Origin of the sequence: Paraburkholderia sp. JHI869, assembly GCF_038900775.1 — a bacterium.
Lineage (GTDB): Bacteria > Pseudomonadota > Gammaproteobacteria > Burkholderiales > Burkholderiaceae > Paraburkholderia.
In genome coordinates this window covers 254,120-271,235 of the sequence record NZ_JAYMSC010000004.1, presented here as the reverse complement: position 1 = coordinate 271,235, position 17,116 = coordinate 254,120, and the positions used below count along the sequence as shown (strand labels likewise).

The window sequence follows — 17,116 nt, the reverse complement described above, 5'->3', positions numbered from 1 at the left end:
ATGACGCGTATCTCCATTGACGGCGTTGTCAATCGTTAGCGAACAAGCGAGTCAGCCATAGCGATGGGGGATGTCAATTCGGACGGGAACACCGTAGACGTACTAGCATAGGCTAGAAGAATGAGGCACGTCGGATTTCGAACGTATGCGGAACTTGTGCCATCAGGCTGCAATCTGTTGATGGGCACTGAGACAACGCCGGCAAGGGACGGTGCTCAACTTACCTGCACCGGCAGATCAGGCGAAGCGACGGCAAGGAAGCAGTTTGTAACGGGGCTGACGACGGCTGCGCACCTTCAGGCGCCGAAAACAGAACCCCGAGCTGGACTCTTGGAGGAAGTCCTCGCAAACGAAATAGGCGGACTACAGCCTGTCCGCAATCGGTTTCCCCGAAAATCCGCGAGGAGCTTTTTTATTCCGCTTGTTGCCCGGCGGGGGCGCTTGCACCACTCGTGCTTTGCGCGGCGCGCGCACGCACGCTCTTGCGATGGAGCGAAACCGAAAGCGCCACGGCGGAAGCCGCCGCGATGGCGGCGAAGAGAAACACCGACCCATACCCGAACAGGTTCGCCACATAGCCGGCGAGCGGGCCGGTGATGCCCAGCGAAAGATCGAGGAACACCGAGTACGCCGAGAGCGCCGCGCCGCGGCTGGCGGGCGGCACGAGGCCGACCGCTTCGACGCCGAGCGCCGGGAACACCAGAGCGAAGCCGAATCCTGTGAGCGCCGCGCCTGCGAGCGCGACTTGCGGTGTGGGCGCGAGCCACAGCAGCAGGAGGCCCGCGCATTCGAACGAGAACGAGACGATGGCGACGCGGAAGCCTCCGAAGCGTTTGATCGTGTTGGCGAACAGCAGGCGCGCGCCAATGAACATCAGGCCGAACACCGTGAGCGTGAAGGCGGCGTTGGGCCAGTGGCGCGCGGCGTAGAACAGCGTGATGAAGGTTGCGATGGAGCCGAAGCCCGCCGAACCGAGTGCCAGGCCAATGCCGTGCGGCAGCACGCGCGTGAACACGCTGCGGTACGACATGCGCTCGCCGTGCACGATCGGCACCGGCGCGATGGGGCGTGCGAGCCAGAAGCCGAGCGCGGCCATCGCGATGACCGAAATGCCGAGCATCCAGTAGCCGAGGGCGTGCGCCATCACGACGCCCAGCGGTGCGCCGATCGCGAGTGCGCCGTAAGTGGCGATGCCGTTCCACGAGATCACCTTCGCGTTGTGAGCCGTGCCCACGCGGCCGATGCCCCAGAGGATCGCGCCCGTGCCGCACAGGCTTTCGCCGCAGCCGAGCAACAGACGGCTCACCACCAGCAACGTGAGCGAGAGGCCGGGCCAGTGATCGACGAGCGTGCCGAGCAGCAGCAGCACGCCGCTCGCGCCGCAGATCGTCAGGCCGATCGTGACGGTTTTCTTGGGGCCGAGTGTGTCCGCCGAGCGGCCCGCGAGTGCGCGCGAGCAGAGCGTGGCGATGTACTGCACGCTGATCGCGGCGCCGGCCACCACGGTGCTGAAACCGAGGTCGTTGTGCACGTAGCCCGGCAGCACCGCGAGCGGAATGCCGATCGTCAGGTAGCAGAGGAAGGTGAAAAAGACGACCGGAATGATCTGCAGGGTCGTCGACGCGGCTTTGCGCGGGGGCGCCAAATCAGCGGACATGGGGAAAACGCGGATGGATAACGGCGGGAAAGGCGTGATTGTCCCATGGAACCGGTTTTTATGCAGAAATTGAAAAGCTGTTCCGGCCGGTGGAATACGCGTTTTTGGCGATGGATGACGGCTTTTTGCGTTCAATAGCACGGCTACGAAGATCCCGTGATATTGCGCGACGTTGGACGCATTTCGCGCATAAGCCGCGTCGCGGTCCGACCGTTCGTGCCGGGATCTCTGCTTTTCAGTGGCGAAATCATCAGTCGAAGATGTCCGATATTCGCTAATCTGAAGTGAAATCGCGTAATCAAGACAGTGCGACATAAGCACAGCCGCACTGCAACACACCGATTTATCGATTCAACGATATATCCCCCATGCTCCTGTAGCTATGGGTTGCCAATATTGGCAGTGATACTTTTCGAACCGTCCACTCGAGCGGCACACGCCTTTTGCGAGCCGCATCCAACGACGAGCCAGAAACCATGAGCCAGCCGATCCGCTTTTACCACCGCAACGCCATCCGCGAAGTCCGCGACGCGGGCGTCACCCGCACCGTTCTCCAGTACCTGCGCGAAGACGCGCGCTGCACCGGCACCAAGGAAGGCTGCGCCGAAGGCGACTGCGGCGCCTGTACGGTCGTGGTGGGCGAGCGCAACGAGGCGGGCGGCGTGAGCTTCAAGGCCGTCAACGCTTGTATCCAGTTTCTGCCGACGCTCGACGGCAAGGCACTTTTCACCGTCGAAGACCTGCGCCAGCCCGACGGCTCGCTGCACCCCGTGCAGCAGGCCATGGTCGACTGCCACGGCTCGCAATGCGGCTTCTGCACGCCGGGCTTCGTGATGTCGATGTGGGCGCTCTACGAGAAGCATGGCCACGAGCACGCGGGGCACGCCGCGCACATCGGCCAAAGCGGTTGTGCCGGAAAGGGCGCTTGCAGCGTGCCTTCGCGCGACGAAATCGCCAACGCGCTCACGGGCAACCTGTGCCGCTGCACGGGCTACCGGCCGATCCTCGACGCCGCCGAGCAGATGTTCAAGGCCGACGCGCCAAAGCAGCCCGTCGACGTAAAGGCGCTCGCGCAAACGCTCGAGGCGATCGAACGCAAGGACACGTTCCACTACGAGAGCCGCGGCCAGCACTACGACGCGCCGCGCACCGTCGAGTCGCTCGCCGCGATCAAGGCCGCGCGCCCCAACACGCGCATTCTCGCGGGCAGCACCGACATCGGCCTGTGGGTCACGAAGCAGATGCGCGAACTGGGCGACATCGTCTACGTGGGCCAGGTCGACGCGATGCGCCGCATCGACGTGAGCGACGACTGGATCGAGATCGGCGCGGGCGTGACCGTCGAGCGCGGTTATGCGGAGCTCGCGAAGCATTACCCGGAACTCGAAGAGATGTGGCTGCGCTTCGCCTCGCTGCCCATCCGCAACGCAGGCACGATTGGCGGCAATGTCGCGAACGGCTCGCCCATCGGCGACTCCATGCCGGGTCTCATCGCGCTCGGCGCGCGCGTGGTGCTGCGCGGCGGCGACGTCGAGCGCGAAATGCCGCTCGAAGACCTCTACCTCGCCTATCAGAAGAAGGACATGGCCGAGCACGAGTTCGTGCTGGCGCTCAAGGTGCCCACGCGCACCGGCGCGCGCACGAACCTGCGTTTTCGCACCTACAAGGTCTCGAAGCGCTTCGACTCGGACATCTCGGCCGTGTGCGCCGCCTTCGCCTATATCGCCGATGGCGATGTGATCCGCGAGCCGCGCATCGCGTTCGGCGGCATGGCCGCCACACCGAAGCGCGCGACCCACGCGGAAGGTGTGCTCGCCGATGCGCAATGGCACGAAGCCACCGCACAGGCGGCAATGATCGCGCTTGGCAACGACTACGCGCCGCTTTCCGACATGCGCGCGACGAGCGACTACCGCCTCGAAGCCGCGAAGAACACGCTGTACCGCTTCTGGCTCGAAACGCGTCCGCACAACCCGCTCGCGCCGCAAGCGCTCAATGTGCGCAACGTAGCGGCAGAAACGGCTTGAGACATTCAGGAATCGGAAAAGACATACGGAGAACGAAACAATGAACCAGCAAGCCGAACCGTTCCTGAACGAACTCAAGGCACGCGAGCCCTTCGCGCAAGTGCATGTATCGCGCCCGCACGAATCCGCGCATCTGCACGTGAGTGGACGCGCCACCTACACCGACGACATTCCGGTCGTCGCCGGCACGCTGCACGCTGCGCTTGGCCTCTCGCAGAAGCCGCACGCGCGCATCGTCTCGATGAACCTCGCCAAAGTGCGCGCAACGCCGGGCGTCGTGGCGGTGCTCACGGCCGAGGACATTCCCGGCGTGAACGACTGCGGCCCGATCATCCACGACGATCCGGTGCTGGCCGATGGTGTCGTGCAGTACGTAGGCCAGCCGATGTTCATCGTGGTGGCGACTTCGCACGATACGGCGCGTCTGGCCGCCCGCCGCGCCGAGGTGCAGTACGAAGAGCTGCCCGCCGTGCTCACGGCGCAGCAGGCGCGCGCCGCCAATCAATCCGTGTTGCCGCCGATGAAGCTTGCGCGCGGCGAGGCGTCCACGCGTGCCGCGCGCGCCGCGCATCGGCATGAAGGCGAGATGCTGCTGGGCGGCCAGGAGCAGTTCTACCTCGAAGGCCAGATCGCCTACGCGGTGCCGAAGGACGACGACGGCATGCACGTGTGGTGCTCCACGCAGCACCCGAGCGAAATGCAGCACCTCGTCGCGCATGTGCTGGGCGTCGCGTCGCACAACGTACTCGTGGAATGCCGCCGCATGGGCGGCGGGTTCGGCGGCAAGGAATCGCAGTCGGGCCTCTTTGCGTGCTGCGCGGCGCTCGCCGCCTGGAAGCTGTTGTGCCCCGTGAAGCTGCGCCCCGACCGCGACGACGACATGATGGTCACCGGCAAGCGCCACGACTTTCACTACACGTACGAAGTGGGCTACGACGATCAAGGCACGATCGAAGGCGTGAGCGTGGACATGACCTCGCGCTGCGGCTTTTCCGCGGACCTTTCCGGCCCGGTGATGACGCGCGCCGTGTGCCACTTCGACAACGCCTACTGGCTGCCCGACGTGTCGATCGCCGGTTTCTGCGGCAAGACGAATACGCAGTCGAACACGGCGTTTCGCGGCTTCGGCGGCCCGCAGGGGGCGTTCGCGATCGAGTACATCATGGACGACGTGGCGCGCTCGCTCGGCCTCGATTCTCTCGACGTGCGACGCCGCAATCTCTATGGCAAGACGCAGAACAACGAAACGCCGTATGGCCAGATCGTCGAAGACAACGTCATTCACGAGCTGATCGACGAACTCGTGGAAACGAGCGGCTATCGTGCACGGCGCGCGGCGATCCGCGAATTCAATGCGAACAACGACGTGCTCAAGAAGGGCATTGCGCTCACGCCGTGCAAGTTCGGCATTGCGTTCAACGTCACGCACTTCAATCAGGCGGGCGCGCTCGTTCACATCTACACCGACGGCTCGGTGCTCGTGAACCACGGCGGCACCGAAATGGGCCAGGGCCTGAACACGAAGGTCGCGCAGGTCGTGGCGCATGAACTGGGCATCGAGTTCGGCCGCGTGCGCGTGACCGCCACGGATACGAGCAAGGTGGCGAACACGTCCGCCACGGCCGCATCGACTGGCACCGACCTGAACGGCAAGGCAGCCCAGGACGCCGCGCGCCAGTTGCGCGAGCGTCTCGCCGCGCTGGCAGCGACGACGTACGGCAAGGGCGAAATCAACGCAGCCGACGTGATCTTTGCGAACGAGTCCGTGATCGTGGGCGAGACGATCGTCCCGTTCGAGACGCTGGTCTCGAAGGCCTATCTCGCGCGGGTGCAACTCTGGTCCGATGGCTTCTACACCACGCCCAAGCTGTACTGGGATCAGGCGGCGCTGCGCGGGCGGCCGTTCTACTACTACTCGTATGGCGCGGCGGTATCGGAAGTCGTGATCGACACGCTCACAGGCGAAATGCGCGTGCTGCGCGCGGATGCGCTGCACGACGTGGGCGCGTCGCTGAACCCGGCGCTCGATGTGGGCCAGGTGGAAGGCGGCTTCATCCAGGGCATGGGCTGGCTCACCACGGAAGAACTGTGGTGGAAGCCGGACGGCAAGCTCATGACGCACGCGCCGTCCACCTACAAGATTCCGACCGTGAACGACACGCCCGCCGAATTCAACGTGAAGCTCTTCAAGAACCGCAACGCGGAAGACAGCATCCACCGCTCGAAGGCCGTGGGCGAGCCGCCGCTGTTGCTGCCGTTCTCGGTGTTCTTCGCGATTCGCGACGCCGTGGCGAGCGTGGCCGACTACCGCTTCAATCCGCCGATGAATGCGCCGGCGACCGCCGAGGAAATCCTGAAGGGCGTTCGCGCGGTCCGGACGATGGCGCGCGACGGGGCTGCGAAATGAATCGGCATCCTGAACATTGCGTGCGCGTCGACGAAACCGGCCGCGTGATCATCGGTCGCCGCAGCACGCCGGTGCCGCACTACGGGCCGATGCACATCGTGCTGTTCGGCGCTGGGCACGTGGGGCACGCGCTCGTCACGCTGCTCGGCATGCTGCCGTGCGTCGTGCAATGGGTGGACGAGCGCGACGAACTGTTCCCGGACGAGGTGCCCGCCAACGTGCAGATCGAGGCGACCGACACGCCGGCCGCCATCGTCGACGAAGCGCCGGCGGGCGCGTACTTCCTCGTGATGACGCACAATCACGCGCTCGACTTCGAACTGTCCGAGCGCATCATGCGCCGGCGCGATTTCGCGTGGTTCGGCCTGATCGGCTCGAAAACGAAGCGCGTGAAGTTCGAGCGGCGGCTCATGGAGCGCGGAGTGGAACCAGAGCGCATGGACGAGATGACGTGCCCGATCGGCGTGACGGGGATCGTCGACAAGGCGCCTTCGTCGATTGCGGTGGCCGTGGCCGCGCAACTCATGCAGATGCGGGTGGCGCAGCGCCCGGCTGTGGTGAAAACGGTCGCGCTCGAGCGCGCCTGATACCACGACCCACACAAGCGAAACGGGCGCCTCGATCATGAGGCGCCCGTTTGCGTTCAGCCGCGAGACCGGTTCAGACCGCTTCGAGTGGCGGCGTGGGCGTCTTTTCGCTCGTGACGTTCGCGGGCTTCCTCGTCCCAGCGCGCTTCGCCCCGCGCTCGGCCGTCAGCGTCCCCGACACCTCCTCGATCAACCCGCGCAGCCATCCCACATCGCTCGGCCGGTCCGGCTGAGGATGCCACATCTGATAACAGTGAATGCGCGGAAACGCGAACGGCGGCTCGACGACGGCAATCGGCATGAGCTTCGCGTAATGCTGCGCGAAGCGCCGTGTCGTCGTGAAGATCAGATCCGATTGCAGCAAGACCTGCGGCACGAGCCCGAAGTAGGGCAGCGTCGCGACGATGCGGCGCTCGGCCTTCGCCTTCGCAAACCCCAGGTCGATCGCGCTGGCATGCGAGCCCGTATAGGGCGTGGGCGCGAGATGGGGCGCGGCGAGATACGCCTCGCGCGTGAGTTCGCGGCGCGCGAGCGGATGATCCGCGCGCATCATGCAGACGACCTTGTCGGAGAAAAGGTCGCTGCGCGCGAAATGCGCCTCGGGCTTCGGCCAGTTGCCGATCACGATGTCGAGTTCGCCCGCGTCGAGCGCGCCGTGATGGTCGAGCGTGGGCGAGAGCGAGAGGATTTCCAGCCGCGCTGCCGGCGCCGTCTCGCGAAAGCGGGCGATCAGCGTCGGCATGAAGAAGTCGTTGAGATAGTCGGGGGCGGCGAGGCGGAACGTGCGCTTCGAGCGCTCCGGGTCGAAGTCGCCGTGCGGCGTGGCCACGAACTCCACGTCGCGCAACACGCGCTGCGCGTGCTGCAACAGCGATTCGCCGTACTCGGTCGGCACCATGCCGGCCTTGCCGCGCACGAGGATCGGATCGCCCAGGATCTCGCGCAGCCGGCGCAGCGCCGTGCTGATGGCGGGCTGGGTCTGGTTCAGGCGCAGCGCGGCCTGCGTGACGCTGCGCTCGACCAGCAGCGTGCGCAGCACGCGCACCAGCCAGATATCGAGGGTGAGGGCGTTATCGTCGTCCATGGGGCGTGGCGGGCAAGGGCGCGTGCGCGACTGCAGACACAGGTGCGCGCACGGATTCACCCGTAACCATATGCCTGCTCGCGCGCCACCGCCATAGGGCGCGCAGCATGACCGGCATCAGAGGCGCATTTTGGCCGCGCGCGGGATGTTTGCGCGGCGCGCTGTCCGTCACTCCGTAGCCGGCTTCGCGAGCCCCGAAGGCAGCGTACTGATGCGCTTGACCTCGCGCGAATCGAGCCAGTTCGGGCTGCGCGCGCAGTAGAGCACCATCGGCAACGCGTCCTCGCCCCAGAAGAGCTGCTGGTTCATCCAGAACGTCGGCACGCCGAACACGCCCATGGCGATCGCATCGTTGGTGTTGCGGCGCAACTGCGCACGCACCGCCTCTTCCTCGATCAGCGACTCGCCGTGTGCAATGCCCACGCGCTCGCAAAGCTGCTCGAAGCCCTCGTCGCTCGACGGGTCGCGCCCCTCGCGCCAGATGAAGCGGAAAATCTCGCGCACGCACGCGAAGTCGCCGCCCGCCGCGATGGCGAGCAGCATCGGCTTGGTCGAGTCGAACGGGTGCGCAGGCGGCATCTTGAACGGAATGCCCAATTGCTCGGCGCGAAAGAGCGCGTGGCGGTAGGTGAAGATGCGCTTGGCCGGAATCTGCAAACTGAGCGGCTGGCCCCAGTGGCGATACAGCTCGGCGAGCTGGACTGGCGTCGGCACGAAGTCGAAGCCGGGCCACTTGTTGTGCTGTTCCAGCAACAGGTACGAAAACGGCGATGCGAAGTCGTAGAACCAGGCTGGCTGGCTGGCGTCGATGCCGTCGATCATGCTGTTCCTCCGCTCTTGCGCTATGTCTGGGCCATGGTTCCAGTGGCCGATTGTTCGATTCAAAATGCGTGCAGTGGCGCTAATGCGTGCGCTCGCCGGTTTCTTTGCTGCCGCTTTCGTTTGCATGGCTCGCCTCTGTACCTGCTATGCCTGCGTCGTTGCTCCCGCCTTCCGGCGCCTGATCCCCATCGGCGCCATCCGGTGTCTCCGGCTCCCCAGCGCCAACGTCTGCCTCCGGCGCTTCACGCGTCCCGGTGAGCCGCGCGCGCACGAAGCCGATATGTTCGCGCAGCACATAGAACTGCTCCGCATAGGCGAGCGGCATCTTCATGCCGTTGACCGACTCCTCGATCTTGTCGAGCTGGCGGATCAGCGCGCGGCGCTCGGTGGACGAGTTGTCGGCCATCGCGGCGCGCTCGAGGGCGATGAGCGAGCCGTACCAGCGGTAGATGCGCGATTTTACCCGCCAGGCGTAGAGCGAAGGCACGATCCGCATGCCCGGAATCAGCACGACGATGATCGGCACCAGCAGCACCACGAGCCGGTCGGCGAGGCTCGCCACCCAGAAGGGCAGCACGCGGTAGAGGAAGCTCTTGCCCGACTTGTAGTAGCGCGCGGCGTCGGCGCTGATCGGGAAGTCCTGGGCGCGCGGCGCGGGGAATTCGCCGGCGCGCTGCAGGAGTGTGGAGCGGCCGTGCACTTCCTTGGCGGCTTCGATCAGGAGGTCGGAGAGCGCGGGATGCAGCGAGTCGCGCGCGACCAGTTCGGCGGTGGGCGCGATGAACTGCAGCGGCTCGGGAGGCAGGTTGCGGCCGAAATCGAACGCGCCCATCGGGATCGTGATGGCCGTGAGGTACGGAAAGCGCCGCGCGTAGCCGTCGGCCTGGACGAAGTCGAAGAAGCGTACGCCCGGCATGCGCATGAGGCGGCCCATGACGGGCGGCTGCGCGGAGTCGCCCGCGAGAATGGCGACGTCGATCTTGCCTGCCACGAGTTCGCGCGCGGCGTCGTCGCCGGAAAGCGGCAGGAGCTTCGTCGGGCCGCCCGGCTCGATGCCGTTGGCCTTGAGGAGCGTGAGCGCAAGCTCGCGCGTGCCGCTGCCTTCGGCGCCGATGGCGATGCGCTGGCCTGCGAACTGCGAGAGGCGCGTCGCGACGGGGCCGTGATAGAACACGACGAGCGGCACGTAAGCCACGCTGCCGAGCGAGACGAGGCCGCCTGGCACCTTGCTCGCGATGCCGTCCTGCACGAACGCGACATCGACGTTCGACTTCGGGTCGGCGAGACGCTGCAGGTTCTGCGCCGAGCCTTCCGATTCGAGCACGTTCAGCGTGATGTTGTTGCGCGCGAGGATGTCCTTGTACTTGACCGCGGCGTTCCAGTAGGTGCTGCCCTTGGGCCCCGCGCTCATGGTGAGCGTGTTGGGCGGCGCGGGCTGGATGAGACGCACCGCGAGCCAGATGGCTGCCGCGCTCACGAGCAGGATGGGGCCGAACGTGACTGCCAGGTCGCGCCACGAGATCGCCACGAAGCGCGCGACGAGACGGGGAGGAGGTTTGCGGCCGGTGCGGGACTTCATCGGGTTGGGGCGGGCCTCGAGTGGTTCGGGGAAGTGCGGTCAGGTCCGCGTCGGGTCCGGCGCTGGCGCCGGTTGACTCAAGCCCGCGCGCCGCGCGGGCTCTGTGGAGCCGATGGTACATGAGAATCGGCGTTGCGGCGGCATGCCCGCGTGCCTCGCGGCACACCCTAAGCGCATGCCACATGCGCCTGCGCTAAACTCTTTGCGCTTGCGGCGCGGCCAGGCTAAATTGTGGTGCGCCCGCCGCGCCGGGGCCCGCAAGTTTGACCGAAGCCGTGGGCTCGCGCGAGCACCAAAGCATAAGACGCATAACTACACGAAACGGGCGCAGACCCGTCCGGGCGGGCGTAACAAGCGGTGTCTCCCGACGTCCTTTCATCCTTGCCTCTCGCATCGCGTCCAGACCCTGGCTGCGTACGCGCGCATTGCGCGCCGTGCGCGGTCATCGGTAGTGGTAACCAAGCCGTCAGACTGTGGCTGACGGGCGGCCTTCGAGCCGTCCGCTGGCAAGGCAGGCGGTCCTATTCCAGGCAACACCCGCAACAACGCGAAGACACAAGGAGAAAACATATGAAATCGATCGCTATTCTGAAGACGCTGGGCGCGGCACTGTGCCTGTCGGTGGCTTGCAGCGCGTCGTACGCGCAGGACAACTCGGCAAGCGCACCCGCAGCCACCACGGCTGCTCCGGCCACCTCGGCCAAGAAGGTCGACCGCAAGCTGGGCTACACGGTGCGCAAGGCGCTCTCGAAGACCCAGGGCGTCGACGTTTCGAACATCAGCGTGCGTTCGCACGGCGGCGCGATCACGCTGACCGGCACGGTGCCGGATCAGGGCCAGATCGACAAGGCTGGCGAAGTCGCGAAAGGCGTGGCCGGCGTGACGTCGGTGTCGAACAAGCTGACGGTTATGCAGCAATAAGTGCTTTCACGCGCCCTGGAAACGGGGCGCCTGCGGTCAAGCAAAAGCAAAAAGCCCTGCCTCCAAAGGCCGGGCTTTTTTTATGCGTACAGGGTTTAGCAGGCGTACGGTTGGCTGCGATTGGGGGCTGTTATTGCTCCAAGCCATCGGCTTGAACGCATAGCGCGTGAGCCTGCAGCCCAATACACGGGCGGCATGCGATTTCGTCATGTTGCACTGCCGCCGCCAAAGTGTAGTTTGACACACAGTCTTCCCGCCGTTGGGGGTATACCGTAGGTATCGCGCGTCTTTCCCGAGGTCGAGCGCGGCCTCATCGACGGAAAGCAGGAAATCGCCATGACCATTCATACCTACACCGACTTGCCGCTCGTCGACCGCGCGGCCTTCGAGCTGGCCTGTGCGCGGCACGGCTTCGCTCCCATGCAGTTTCACATTAGCGGCGAAGCCGATCCGAACGACCCGGAGCACGGCGACATGCTGATCGTGCGGCGCGGCGCCTGGGCGCAGGCTTACCGCATCGACGCCCGCGGCCAGTGGCTGCGCCAGTTCGAGGTCGATCTCAACGGGAAGTTTTTCCGCCAGGCGCCGCACGCCTGAACGCGCACGCAGTGCGCGCGATTCAGGCGACGCGCGCCGCGTTCAGGAGAGCACGAGCCGTACGCCCACGAGCGTGAGCGTTGCGGCGAGCAGCATGCGCAGCAGCTTTTCGGGAGCCTTCGACGAAAGCAGGCTGCCGATGGCGATGCCGGGCAGCGAGCCGCACAACAGCGAAAGCAGCATGTGCCAGTCGATCGAGCCGAGCAGCCAGTGGCCGGCGCCCGCGAGCAGCGTGAGCGGCACGGCGTGCGCGACGTCGGAGCCGACGATGCGCACCGTGGGCAGCGTCGGGTAGAGCAGCAGCAGCACGGTTACGCCGATGGCGCCCGCGCCCACCGAGGTCAGCGAGACGAGTGCGCCGAGCACCGCGCCCGTGAGGATCGTGAAGAACAGCGTGCGCGCTTCGCCCGCTTCGTGGCGATGGCGGGTAGCAAAAGCCGCGAGCTGCGGGCGGAACATGAGCGCCACGGCCGTGATGAGGAGCGCCGCGCCCAGCACGGCCTGGATCAGATGCCCGGCGCGCGGCGTGTCCATGCCGAAGCGATGCAGCAGGATAAGCGTGATCGTCGCCGCGGGCACGCTGCCGGCCGCGAGCCGCAGCGTCACGCGCCAGTCCACCGAACCCTTGAGCCCGTGCACGAGCGTGCCCGCCGACTTGGTCGCGGCCGCGTAGAGCAGGTCGGTGCCGACTGCCGTGGCCGGGTGGACGTTGAAGACGAGGACGAGGATCGGCGTCATCAGCGAGCCGCCGCCCACGCCGGTCAGGCCGACCAGAAATCCGACGAACAGGCCGGACAGCGAATACAGCAGATCGATATGGGGGAAGGACATCGCGCGCGAGGAGGCCGGTTCAGGGGGCTACGCCATTGCCTGCTGCGTTGAGCACAGCGCGCGCCGTAAGCGGCGCGTCAGGCTGGACAACGGCCAAGGCTGGCGGCGAAAATCCGCTATTGTCGCAAAACCGGCGGCTTGGCGCTGGGTTAAGCAAAATCGGGCGCGTTTTGCCTGGCTTTCAAATGCCTTCGCAAGGTCACGGTCTCTCGCAAGCACATGCCGTACAGCGCCGCGCAGGACTGGCGCCACCAAAACCAGAATCGAACATGAATCCCGGCATCCTCTACGCGTTCGCTGCATTCGTTCTCTGGGGACTCTTCCCCATCTACTTCAAGACGCTGCACCAGATCCCCGCGCTCGAAATGCTCGCGCACCGCATGGCGTGGTCGCTCCTGTTCGTGATCGCCGTGCTCGTCGTGCGCCATCACTGGCGCTGGCTCGGGCCCACGCTGCGCGACCGCCGTCTGCTCCTGCGTTTCGTCGCGAGCGCCGTGCTGCTCTCGGCCAACTGGGGCATCTATATCTGGGCCGTCAATGCGGGGCACATCGTCGAGGCGAGCCTCGGCTACTTCATCAATCCGCTTATCAACGTGCTGTTCGGCTATGCGTTCCTCCGCGAGCGCCTGCGCGCGCTGCAATGGGCCGCCGTGGCGCTGGCCACAGCGGGCGTTGTCTGGCTCACCTGGCAAAACGGCGCGCCGCCCTGGATCAGTCTCGCGCTCGCCGTGACCTTCGGCGGCTATGGGCTCTTGCGCAAGACCGCGCAGCTCGGCGCGCTCGAAGGCCTCGCGCTCGAAACCGTGCTGCTCTTTCCGGTTGCGATCATTTATCTGACGATCGTGGGGCTCGCGGGTGACAGCCACTTCACGCATGCCTCGCGCGGGCTGCAAGTACTGCTCGCGGCCTCCGGCCCGATCACGGCGATCCCGCTGCTTTTCTTCGGCGCGGCCGCGCGGCGTATTCCGCTCTCGATGCTCGGTCTGATCCAGTACGTCACGCCCACGCTGCAGTTGCTCACCGGTGTGCTCATCTACGGGGAGCCGTTCGGCGCGGTGCGCGCCGTGGGTTATGGCGCGATCTGGGTCGCGCTCGGCGTGTATTCGCTCGAAGGCGTGCGCAGCCTCCTGGCCGCGCGCGAGCGCCGTGCGGCGTGACGGGTGAGTGAGGGGTTCGAGCGGCGGTGCGATGTCGGGCATTGGCTGACCTGCTGCTGGCGCGGTAGGATGCCAGGACGGTGCGCTGTGCGGTCGCGGCGCTTTAACCCGCAGACTTGTCCTCCCTGGAGTGCCCCGCGCATGAGTATCGAAGCCGTTCGCCGGTTCGAGGAAGAATTCGCACCGCGCATCGCGGCGAAATTGGCGAAACAGTTCGGCCCTTCGGTGCACGTCGACGTCGTGCCCAACGCCGGGCACGGCCATCCCACGCGCGTGCGCCTGCTGGGCGTCGCGAACGAGCACCGGCATCCGTATGTGTATCCGCTGAACGTCTCGCTGACCTGGGACACCGAGGAGATCGAGCGCCTGATGGAGTCCGGCGGCGAAGCACGCTTCGAGCATTACCTCGAAGCGACCGGTCGCAAGCTGGCTTCGTGGGAGTCGGCGCGCTCTGTCGATTTTGCTTCGCGCACGCAAGGCGAGCCCGAGGTCCTGCTCGGCGGGCTCGATTTCGAGGGCTGAACGCGCTGCGGCGTCAGCCCCGCAGTTCACACACTGAGCACGATCAACCGCGCGAAGCCCGCGTGAGCCACTCGCGGCCCTTGAGCATGCCCCACCAGTAGAAGCTCGGCAGCACGCTCGCCTTGAGCAGCCACATGAGGCGGCGCGGCCGCGTGGGGTCGAGCGGAAAGGTGGGCAAGAGCCGTCCGCCATAACCGAACTCGGCCAGCACGACCTTGCCTTTTTCGACGGTGAGCGGGCACGAGCCGTAACCATCGTAGCGGTAGGCCAGCGGCGCCCCCGCGCGGGCGGCGAGCAGGTTCTCGGCCACGATCACGGCCTGCTTGCGCGCAGCCGCGCCGGTCTTGGCGTTCGGCGCGGAGCACACGTCGCCGAGCGAGAACACGTTGGGATAGCGCGGATGCTGGAGCGTGGCGTGATCCACCTCGCACCAGCCGGCCTCGTCAGCTAGCTGGCTGTCGCGGATGAAGTCGGGCGCGACCTGCGGCGGTACGGCGTGCAGCATGTCGAAGCGCTTCTGCACATGCGCGACGTTGCCGCCCGCATCCTTGACTTCGAACGTGGCGAGACGCGCCGGGCCGTCCACGGCCACGAGATTCGACGAGAAGGCGAGATTCGCGTTGTAGCGCTTCACATACTCCATGAGCGGCGGCACGAAGGTCGCCACGCCGAACAGCACGGCGCCCGCGAGATTGAATTCCACGTTCAGCTTGCCGAGCACGCCCTGGCGGCGCCAGTGGTCGCACGCGAGGTACATGGCTTTTTGCGGCGCGCCCGCGCACTTGATCGGCATGCCGGGCTGGCTGAAGAGCGCGGTGCCGCCCTTCATCTGCTGCACGAGCTGCCAGGTGTAGGGCGCGAGGTCGTAGCGATAGTTCGAAGTCACGCCGTTCTTGCCAAGCGTTTCGGTGAGGCCCGCAATGCGCTCCCACGCGAGCTGCAGTCCAGGCGCCACGATGAGCTGACGGTAGGCCACGCGCACGCCGCTGTCGAGCTGCACGACGTTCGCCTCCGGCTCGACGCGCGTGGCGGCCGCGCGGAACCACTTCACGCCTGCGGGCATGACGCTCGCCATGGGGCGGCGCGTTTTCGTCACATCGTAGGCGCCGCCGCCGACCAGCGTCCACGCGGGCTGATAGTCGTGATGATCGCTCGGCTCGACGATGGCGATCTTCAGGTTCGGCTCGCGGCGCAGAAGGCTCGCGGTGACGGAGATGCCCGCCGTGCCGCCGCCGATCACGACGACGTCCCAGGTTTCACCTTCCCACGCGCAGGCCGCCGTTGCGGCGCGCGCGGCAGTCGCGGTTTGCGTGGCCTGCGCCGGCACGCCTTGCTGCGCGAGCTGGTAAAGGCTCGTGGCGCGGTTGCCGCTGCGGCAGTACGCGAGCACGGGGCCCGGTAGATCGACGAGCAACTGGGCGAACTGCGCGGCCGCCTCGGCGGTAATCTGGCCGGGCTTCACGGGCAGATAGGCGAACTGCAGACCGAGCTGCGAAGCCGCGGCGCGCAGCGCCTGCGACGTGGGTTGCGAGTCACCGCCTTCGCCATCGGGCCGGTTGCAGATGATCGAGCGATAGCCCGCCGCGTGGATGGCGGCGAGGTCGTCGGGCGTGATCTGGTCGGCGCTCGCGAAGCGCGCGTCGTGTTGCGTGATTTGCATGTGGTTTTGGTCCCGAGGCTGATGCGGCGTAGTACTGATTGATTTGATTTATTGTGAACGGCGGCGCTGCTCCAGCACGGCGTAGATCGCCATGCCCGCGAGCATGGCGGCGGCGAAGAGCCAGGCGCGTGGCTGGCCGCCGCCCGCGGCGACGAGTGCGGGGCCTGGGCAGAAGCCCGCGAGTCCCCAGCCCGCGCCGAACAGCAACGCGCCACCCACGAGCCGGCCATCGATGCGCCGCGACGTGGGCAGCTGAATCGGCGCGCCGGCGAGGCTAGACGTTCGTCTGCGCGCGAGCCAGAAGGCGGGCGCGGCGAGCGCAATGGCGCCAGCCATCACGAAGGCGAGCGACGGATCCCAGTTGCCGGCGAGATCGAGGAAGCCGAGCACCTTGGCCGGATTGGCCATGCCCGAGACGAGCAAGCCCATGCCGAACAGCAGACCGCACGCGAACGCGCTGAGTTTTCGCATCTCAACCTCCGATCAGGTGACGCACGGCGAACACGGTGGCGAAGCCCGCCGCCATGAACGCGCCCGTGGCGACGAACGAGCGCCGCGAGCCGCGCGCGATCCCGCACACGCCGTGGCCGCTCGTGCAGCCCGACCCGTAACGGGTGCCGACGCCGACCAGCAGGCCCGCCACGACGAGCGTGAACGCGGACGCATCGATCTGCATGGCCGGCAGCGCCGCGCGCAGCCGCCACAGCAACGGCGCGGCAACGAGGCCGATGACGAACGCGGCATTCACGCCGCGCTCGCCGCCCGAGCCCGGCAGCGCTTTGCCCAACAACCCGCCGACGAGGCCGCTGATACCGGCGATGCGGCCATTCACGAGCACGAAGAGCGCAGCCGCGGCGCCGATCATCAGGCCGCCTGCGAAGGAGGCGTAGGGCGTGAAGTGGGCGAGGTCGAGACTCATGCCGGGTTCACCTTGAGCCGCCCGCAATAGAGGCTCGAGAGCGTCTGCATGACCTGGATGACTTCGGGGCTCGCGAGGCGGTAGTAGATGTATTTGCCTTCGCGGCGCGTGTCGACGAGGCCTTCGTCGCGCAGCTTGCCGAGGTGCTGCGAAAGGCTCGGCTGGTGCACGCCCACCAGTTCCTCGAGTTCACCGACGTTGCGCTCGCCTTCGGTGAGCTGGCAAAGCAGCAGGAGACGGTCTTCGTGGGCGAGCGCCTTGAGCAGCGCGCAGCACTTTTCGGCGGATTCGCGCAGGGCCGCGAGCGCTTCGGGAGTGAGGGGTGAGTTCATTTGTCGCCTCGTTG

At 66.4% G+C, this 17,116-nt stretch carries 17 protein-coding genes; 8 read left to right on the top strand and 9 right to left on the bottom strand.

The window, feature by feature from the left end; genetic code table 11:
- Window positions 1-412: 412 nt before the first annotated feature.
- Window positions 413-1,657, bottom strand: coding sequence for an MFS transporter (locus VSR72_RS10235; RefSeq protein WP_342952262.1), 1,245 nt, complete (start codon window positions 1,655-1,657; stop codon window positions 413-415).
- 38 nt (window positions 1,658-1,695) lie between these two features.
- Here VSR72_RS10235 and VSR72_RS10230 point away from each other — a divergent pair, with 38 nt between their 5' ends.
- From VSR72_RS10230 to xdhC, 4 genes are all read left to right on the top strand, one after another.
- Complete coding sequence (locus VSR72_RS10230; RefSeq protein WP_342952261.1) at window positions 1,696-1,935, top strand: hypothetical protein; 240 nt, start codon at window positions 1,696-1,698, stop codon at window positions 1,933-1,935.
- Between the two features lie 198 nt (window positions 1,936-2,133).
- Window positions 2,134-3,684: a xanthine dehydrogenase small subunit gene (gene xdhA / locus VSR72_RS10225; protein ID WP_342952260.1), complete on the top strand. Its 1,551-nt coding sequence runs from the start codon at window positions 2,134-2,136 to the stop codon at window positions 3,682-3,684.
- Window positions 3,685-3,724: 40 nt separating this feature from the next.
- Window positions 3,725-6,091, top strand: coding sequence for a xanthine dehydrogenase molybdopterin binding subunit (gene xdhB, locus VSR72_RS10220; protein WP_342952259.1), 2,367 nt, complete (start codon window positions 3,725-3,727; stop codon window positions 6,089-6,091).
- Entirely contained in the window at window positions 6,088-6,678 is a 591-nt protein-coding gene (gene xdhC / locus VSR72_RS10215; protein ID WP_342952258.1) for a xanthine dehydrogenase accessory protein XdhC, read from the top strand. The genes xdhB and xdhC overlap by 4 nt, the downstream gene beginning before the upstream one ends.
- Before the next feature lie 73 nt (window positions 6,679-6,751).
- Here the strand turns inward: xdhC and VSR72_RS10210 are convergent, their stop codons facing one another.
- From VSR72_RS10210 to VSR72_RS10200, 3 genes are all read right to left on the bottom strand, one after another.
- Window positions 6,752-7,762 carry a LysR family transcriptional regulator gene (locus tag VSR72_RS10210; RefSeq protein WP_342952257.1) on the bottom strand — a complete coding sequence of 337 codons (1,011 nt, stop codon included), beginning with the start codon at window positions 7,760-7,762 and terminating at the stop codon, window positions 6,752-6,754.
- A 168-nt stretch (window positions 7,763-7,930) separates the two neighbouring features.
- A complete protein-coding gene (locus VSR72_RS10205; protein ID WP_342952256.1) occupies window positions 7,931-8,584 on the bottom strand; it encodes a 2-hydroxychromene-2-carboxylate isomerase in 654 nt (217 codons plus the stop codon).
- A gap of 79 nt (window positions 8,585-8,663) precedes the next feature.
- A complete protein-coding gene (locus tag VSR72_RS10200) occupies window positions 8,664-10,163 on the bottom strand; it encodes a TAXI family TRAP transporter solute-binding subunit (protein ID WP_342952255.1) in 1,500 nt (499 codons plus the stop codon).
- A 570-nt stretch (window positions 10,164-10,733) separates the two neighbouring features.
- Between VSR72_RS10200 and VSR72_RS10195 the strand changes: the two genes are divergently transcribed.
- Both VSR72_RS10195 and VSR72_RS10190 read left to right on the top strand, forming a co-directional pair.
- Window positions 10,734-11,084, top strand: a complete 351-nt coding sequence (locus tag VSR72_RS10195; RefSeq protein ID WP_342952254.1) for a BON domain-containing protein — start codon at window positions 10,734-10,736, stop codon at window positions 11,082-11,084.
- Between the two features lie 336 nt (window positions 11,085-11,420).
- Window positions 11,421-11,681, top strand: coding sequence for a hypothetical protein (locus VSR72_RS10190; RefSeq protein WP_342952253.1), 261 nt, complete (start codon window positions 11,421-11,423; stop codon window positions 11,679-11,681).
- A gap of 42 nt (window positions 11,682-11,723) precedes the next feature.
- Here the strand turns inward: VSR72_RS10190 and VSR72_RS10185 are convergent, their stop codons facing one another.
- Window positions 11,724-12,512: a sulfite exporter TauE/SafE family protein gene (locus tag VSR72_RS10185; protein WP_342952252.1), complete on the bottom strand. Its 789-nt coding sequence runs from the start codon at window positions 12,510-12,512 to the stop codon at window positions 11,724-11,726.
- Window positions 12,513-12,781: 269 nt separating this feature from the next.
- Here VSR72_RS10185 and rarD point away from each other — a divergent pair, with 269 nt between their 5' ends.
- Both rarD and VSR72_RS10175 read left to right on the top strand, forming a co-directional pair.
- Window positions 12,782-13,669 carry an EamA family transporter RarD gene (gene rarD / locus VSR72_RS10180; protein WP_342952251.1) on the top strand — a complete coding sequence of 296 codons (888 nt, stop codon included), beginning with the start codon at window positions 12,782-12,784 and terminating at the stop codon, window positions 13,667-13,669.
- A gap of 141 nt (window positions 13,670-13,810) precedes the next feature.
- Window positions 13,811-14,191, top strand: a complete 381-nt coding sequence (locus tag VSR72_RS10175) for a DUF5594 family protein (protein WP_342952250.1) — start codon at window positions 13,811-13,813, stop codon at window positions 14,189-14,191.
- Between the two features lie 43 nt (window positions 14,192-14,234).
- Here VSR72_RS10175 and VSR72_RS10170 read toward each other — a convergent pair whose 3' ends face one another.
- The 4 genes from VSR72_RS10170 to VSR72_RS10155 are packed head-to-tail and all read right to left on the bottom strand — an operon-like array spanning window position 14,235 to window position 17,102.
- Window positions 14,235-15,851 (bottom strand): TIGR01244 family sulfur transferase, encoded by a 1,617-nt coding sequence (locus VSR72_RS10170; RefSeq protein ID WP_342952249.1) that lies wholly within the window; start codon window positions 15,849-15,851, stop codon window positions 14,235-14,237.
- 48 nt (window positions 15,852-15,899) lie between these two features.
- Complete coding sequence (locus VSR72_RS10165) at window positions 15,900-16,322, bottom strand: DUF6691 family protein (protein WP_342952248.1); 423 nt, start codon at window positions 16,320-16,322, stop codon at window positions 15,900-15,902.
- Window position 16,323: 1 nt separating this feature from the next.
- Window positions 16,324-16,770: a YeeE/YedE family protein gene (locus tag VSR72_RS10160; protein ID WP_342952247.1), complete on the bottom strand. Its 447-nt coding sequence runs from the start codon at window positions 16,768-16,770 to the stop codon at window positions 16,324-16,326.
- Window positions 16,767-17,102, bottom strand: a complete 336-nt coding sequence (locus tag VSR72_RS10155) for a metalloregulator ArsR/SmtB family transcription factor (RefSeq protein ID WP_342952246.1) — start codon at window positions 17,100-17,102, stop codon at window positions 16,767-16,769. Before VSR72_RS10155 ends, VSR72_RS10160 begins: the two co-directional genes overlap by 4 nt.
- Window positions 17,103-17,116: the final 14 nt, after the last annotated feature.

Excerpts from the sequence above, each read along its gene's own strand:
- VSR72_RS10235 (WP_342952262.1), bottom strand. The coding sequence starts at position 1,657 with ATGTCCGCTGATTTGGCGCCCCCGCGCAAAGCCGCGTCGACGACCCTG.
- xdhA (WP_342952260.1), top strand. The coding sequence starts at position 2,134 with ATGAGCCAGCCGATCCGCTTTTACCACCGCAACGCCATCCGCGAAGTC.
- xdhB (WP_342952259.1), top strand. The coding sequence starts at position 3,725 with ATGAACCAGCAAGCCGAACCGTTCCTGAACGAACTCAAGGCACGCGAG.
- xdhC (WP_342952258.1), top strand. The coding sequence starts at position 6,088 with ATGAATCGGCATCCTGAACATTGCGTGCGCGTCGACGAAACCGGCCGC.
- VSR72_RS10210 (WP_342952257.1), bottom strand. The coding sequence starts at position 7,762 with ATGGACGACGATAACGCCCTCACCCTCGATATCTGGCTGGTGCGCGTG.
- VSR72_RS10205 (WP_342952256.1), bottom strand. The coding sequence starts at position 8,584 with ATGATCGACGGCATCGACGCCAGCCAGCCAGCCTGGTTCTACGACTTC.
- VSR72_RS10200 (WP_342952255.1), bottom strand. The coding sequence starts at position 10,163 with ATGAAGTCCCGCACCGGCCGCAAACCTCCTCCCCGTCTCGTCGCGCGC.
- VSR72_RS10195 (WP_342952254.1), top strand. The coding sequence starts at position 10,734 with ATGAAATCGATCGCTATTCTGAAGACGCTGGGCGCGGCACTGTGCCTG.
- VSR72_RS10190 (WP_342952253.1), top strand. The coding sequence starts at position 11,421 with ATGACCATTCATACCTACACCGACTTGCCGCTCGTCGACCGCGCGGCC.
- VSR72_RS10185 (WP_342952252.1), bottom strand. The coding sequence starts at position 12,512 with ATGTCCTTCCCCCATATCGATCTGCTGTATTCGCTGTCCGGCCTGTTC.
- rarD (WP_342952251.1), top strand. The coding sequence starts at position 12,782 with ATGAATCCCGGCATCCTCTACGCGTTCGCTGCATTCGTTCTCTGGGGA.
- VSR72_RS10175 (WP_342952250.1), top strand. The coding sequence starts at position 13,811 with ATGAGTATCGAAGCCGTTCGCCGGTTCGAGGAAGAATTCGCACCGCGC.
- VSR72_RS10170 (WP_342952249.1), bottom strand. The coding sequence starts at position 15,851 with ATGCAAATCACGCAACACGACGCGCGCTTCGCGAGCGCCGACCAGATC.
- VSR72_RS10165 (WP_342952248.1), bottom strand. The coding sequence starts at position 16,322 with ATGCGAAAACTCAGCGCGTTCGCGTGCGGTCTGCTGTTCGGCATGGGC.
- VSR72_RS10160 (WP_342952247.1), bottom strand. The coding sequence starts at position 16,770 with ATGAGTCTCGACCTCGCCCACTTCACGCCCTACGCCTCCTTCGCAGGC.
- VSR72_RS10155 (WP_342952246.1), bottom strand. The coding sequence starts at position 17,102 with ATGAACTCACCCCTCACTCCCGAAGCGCTCGCGGCCCTGCGCGAATCC.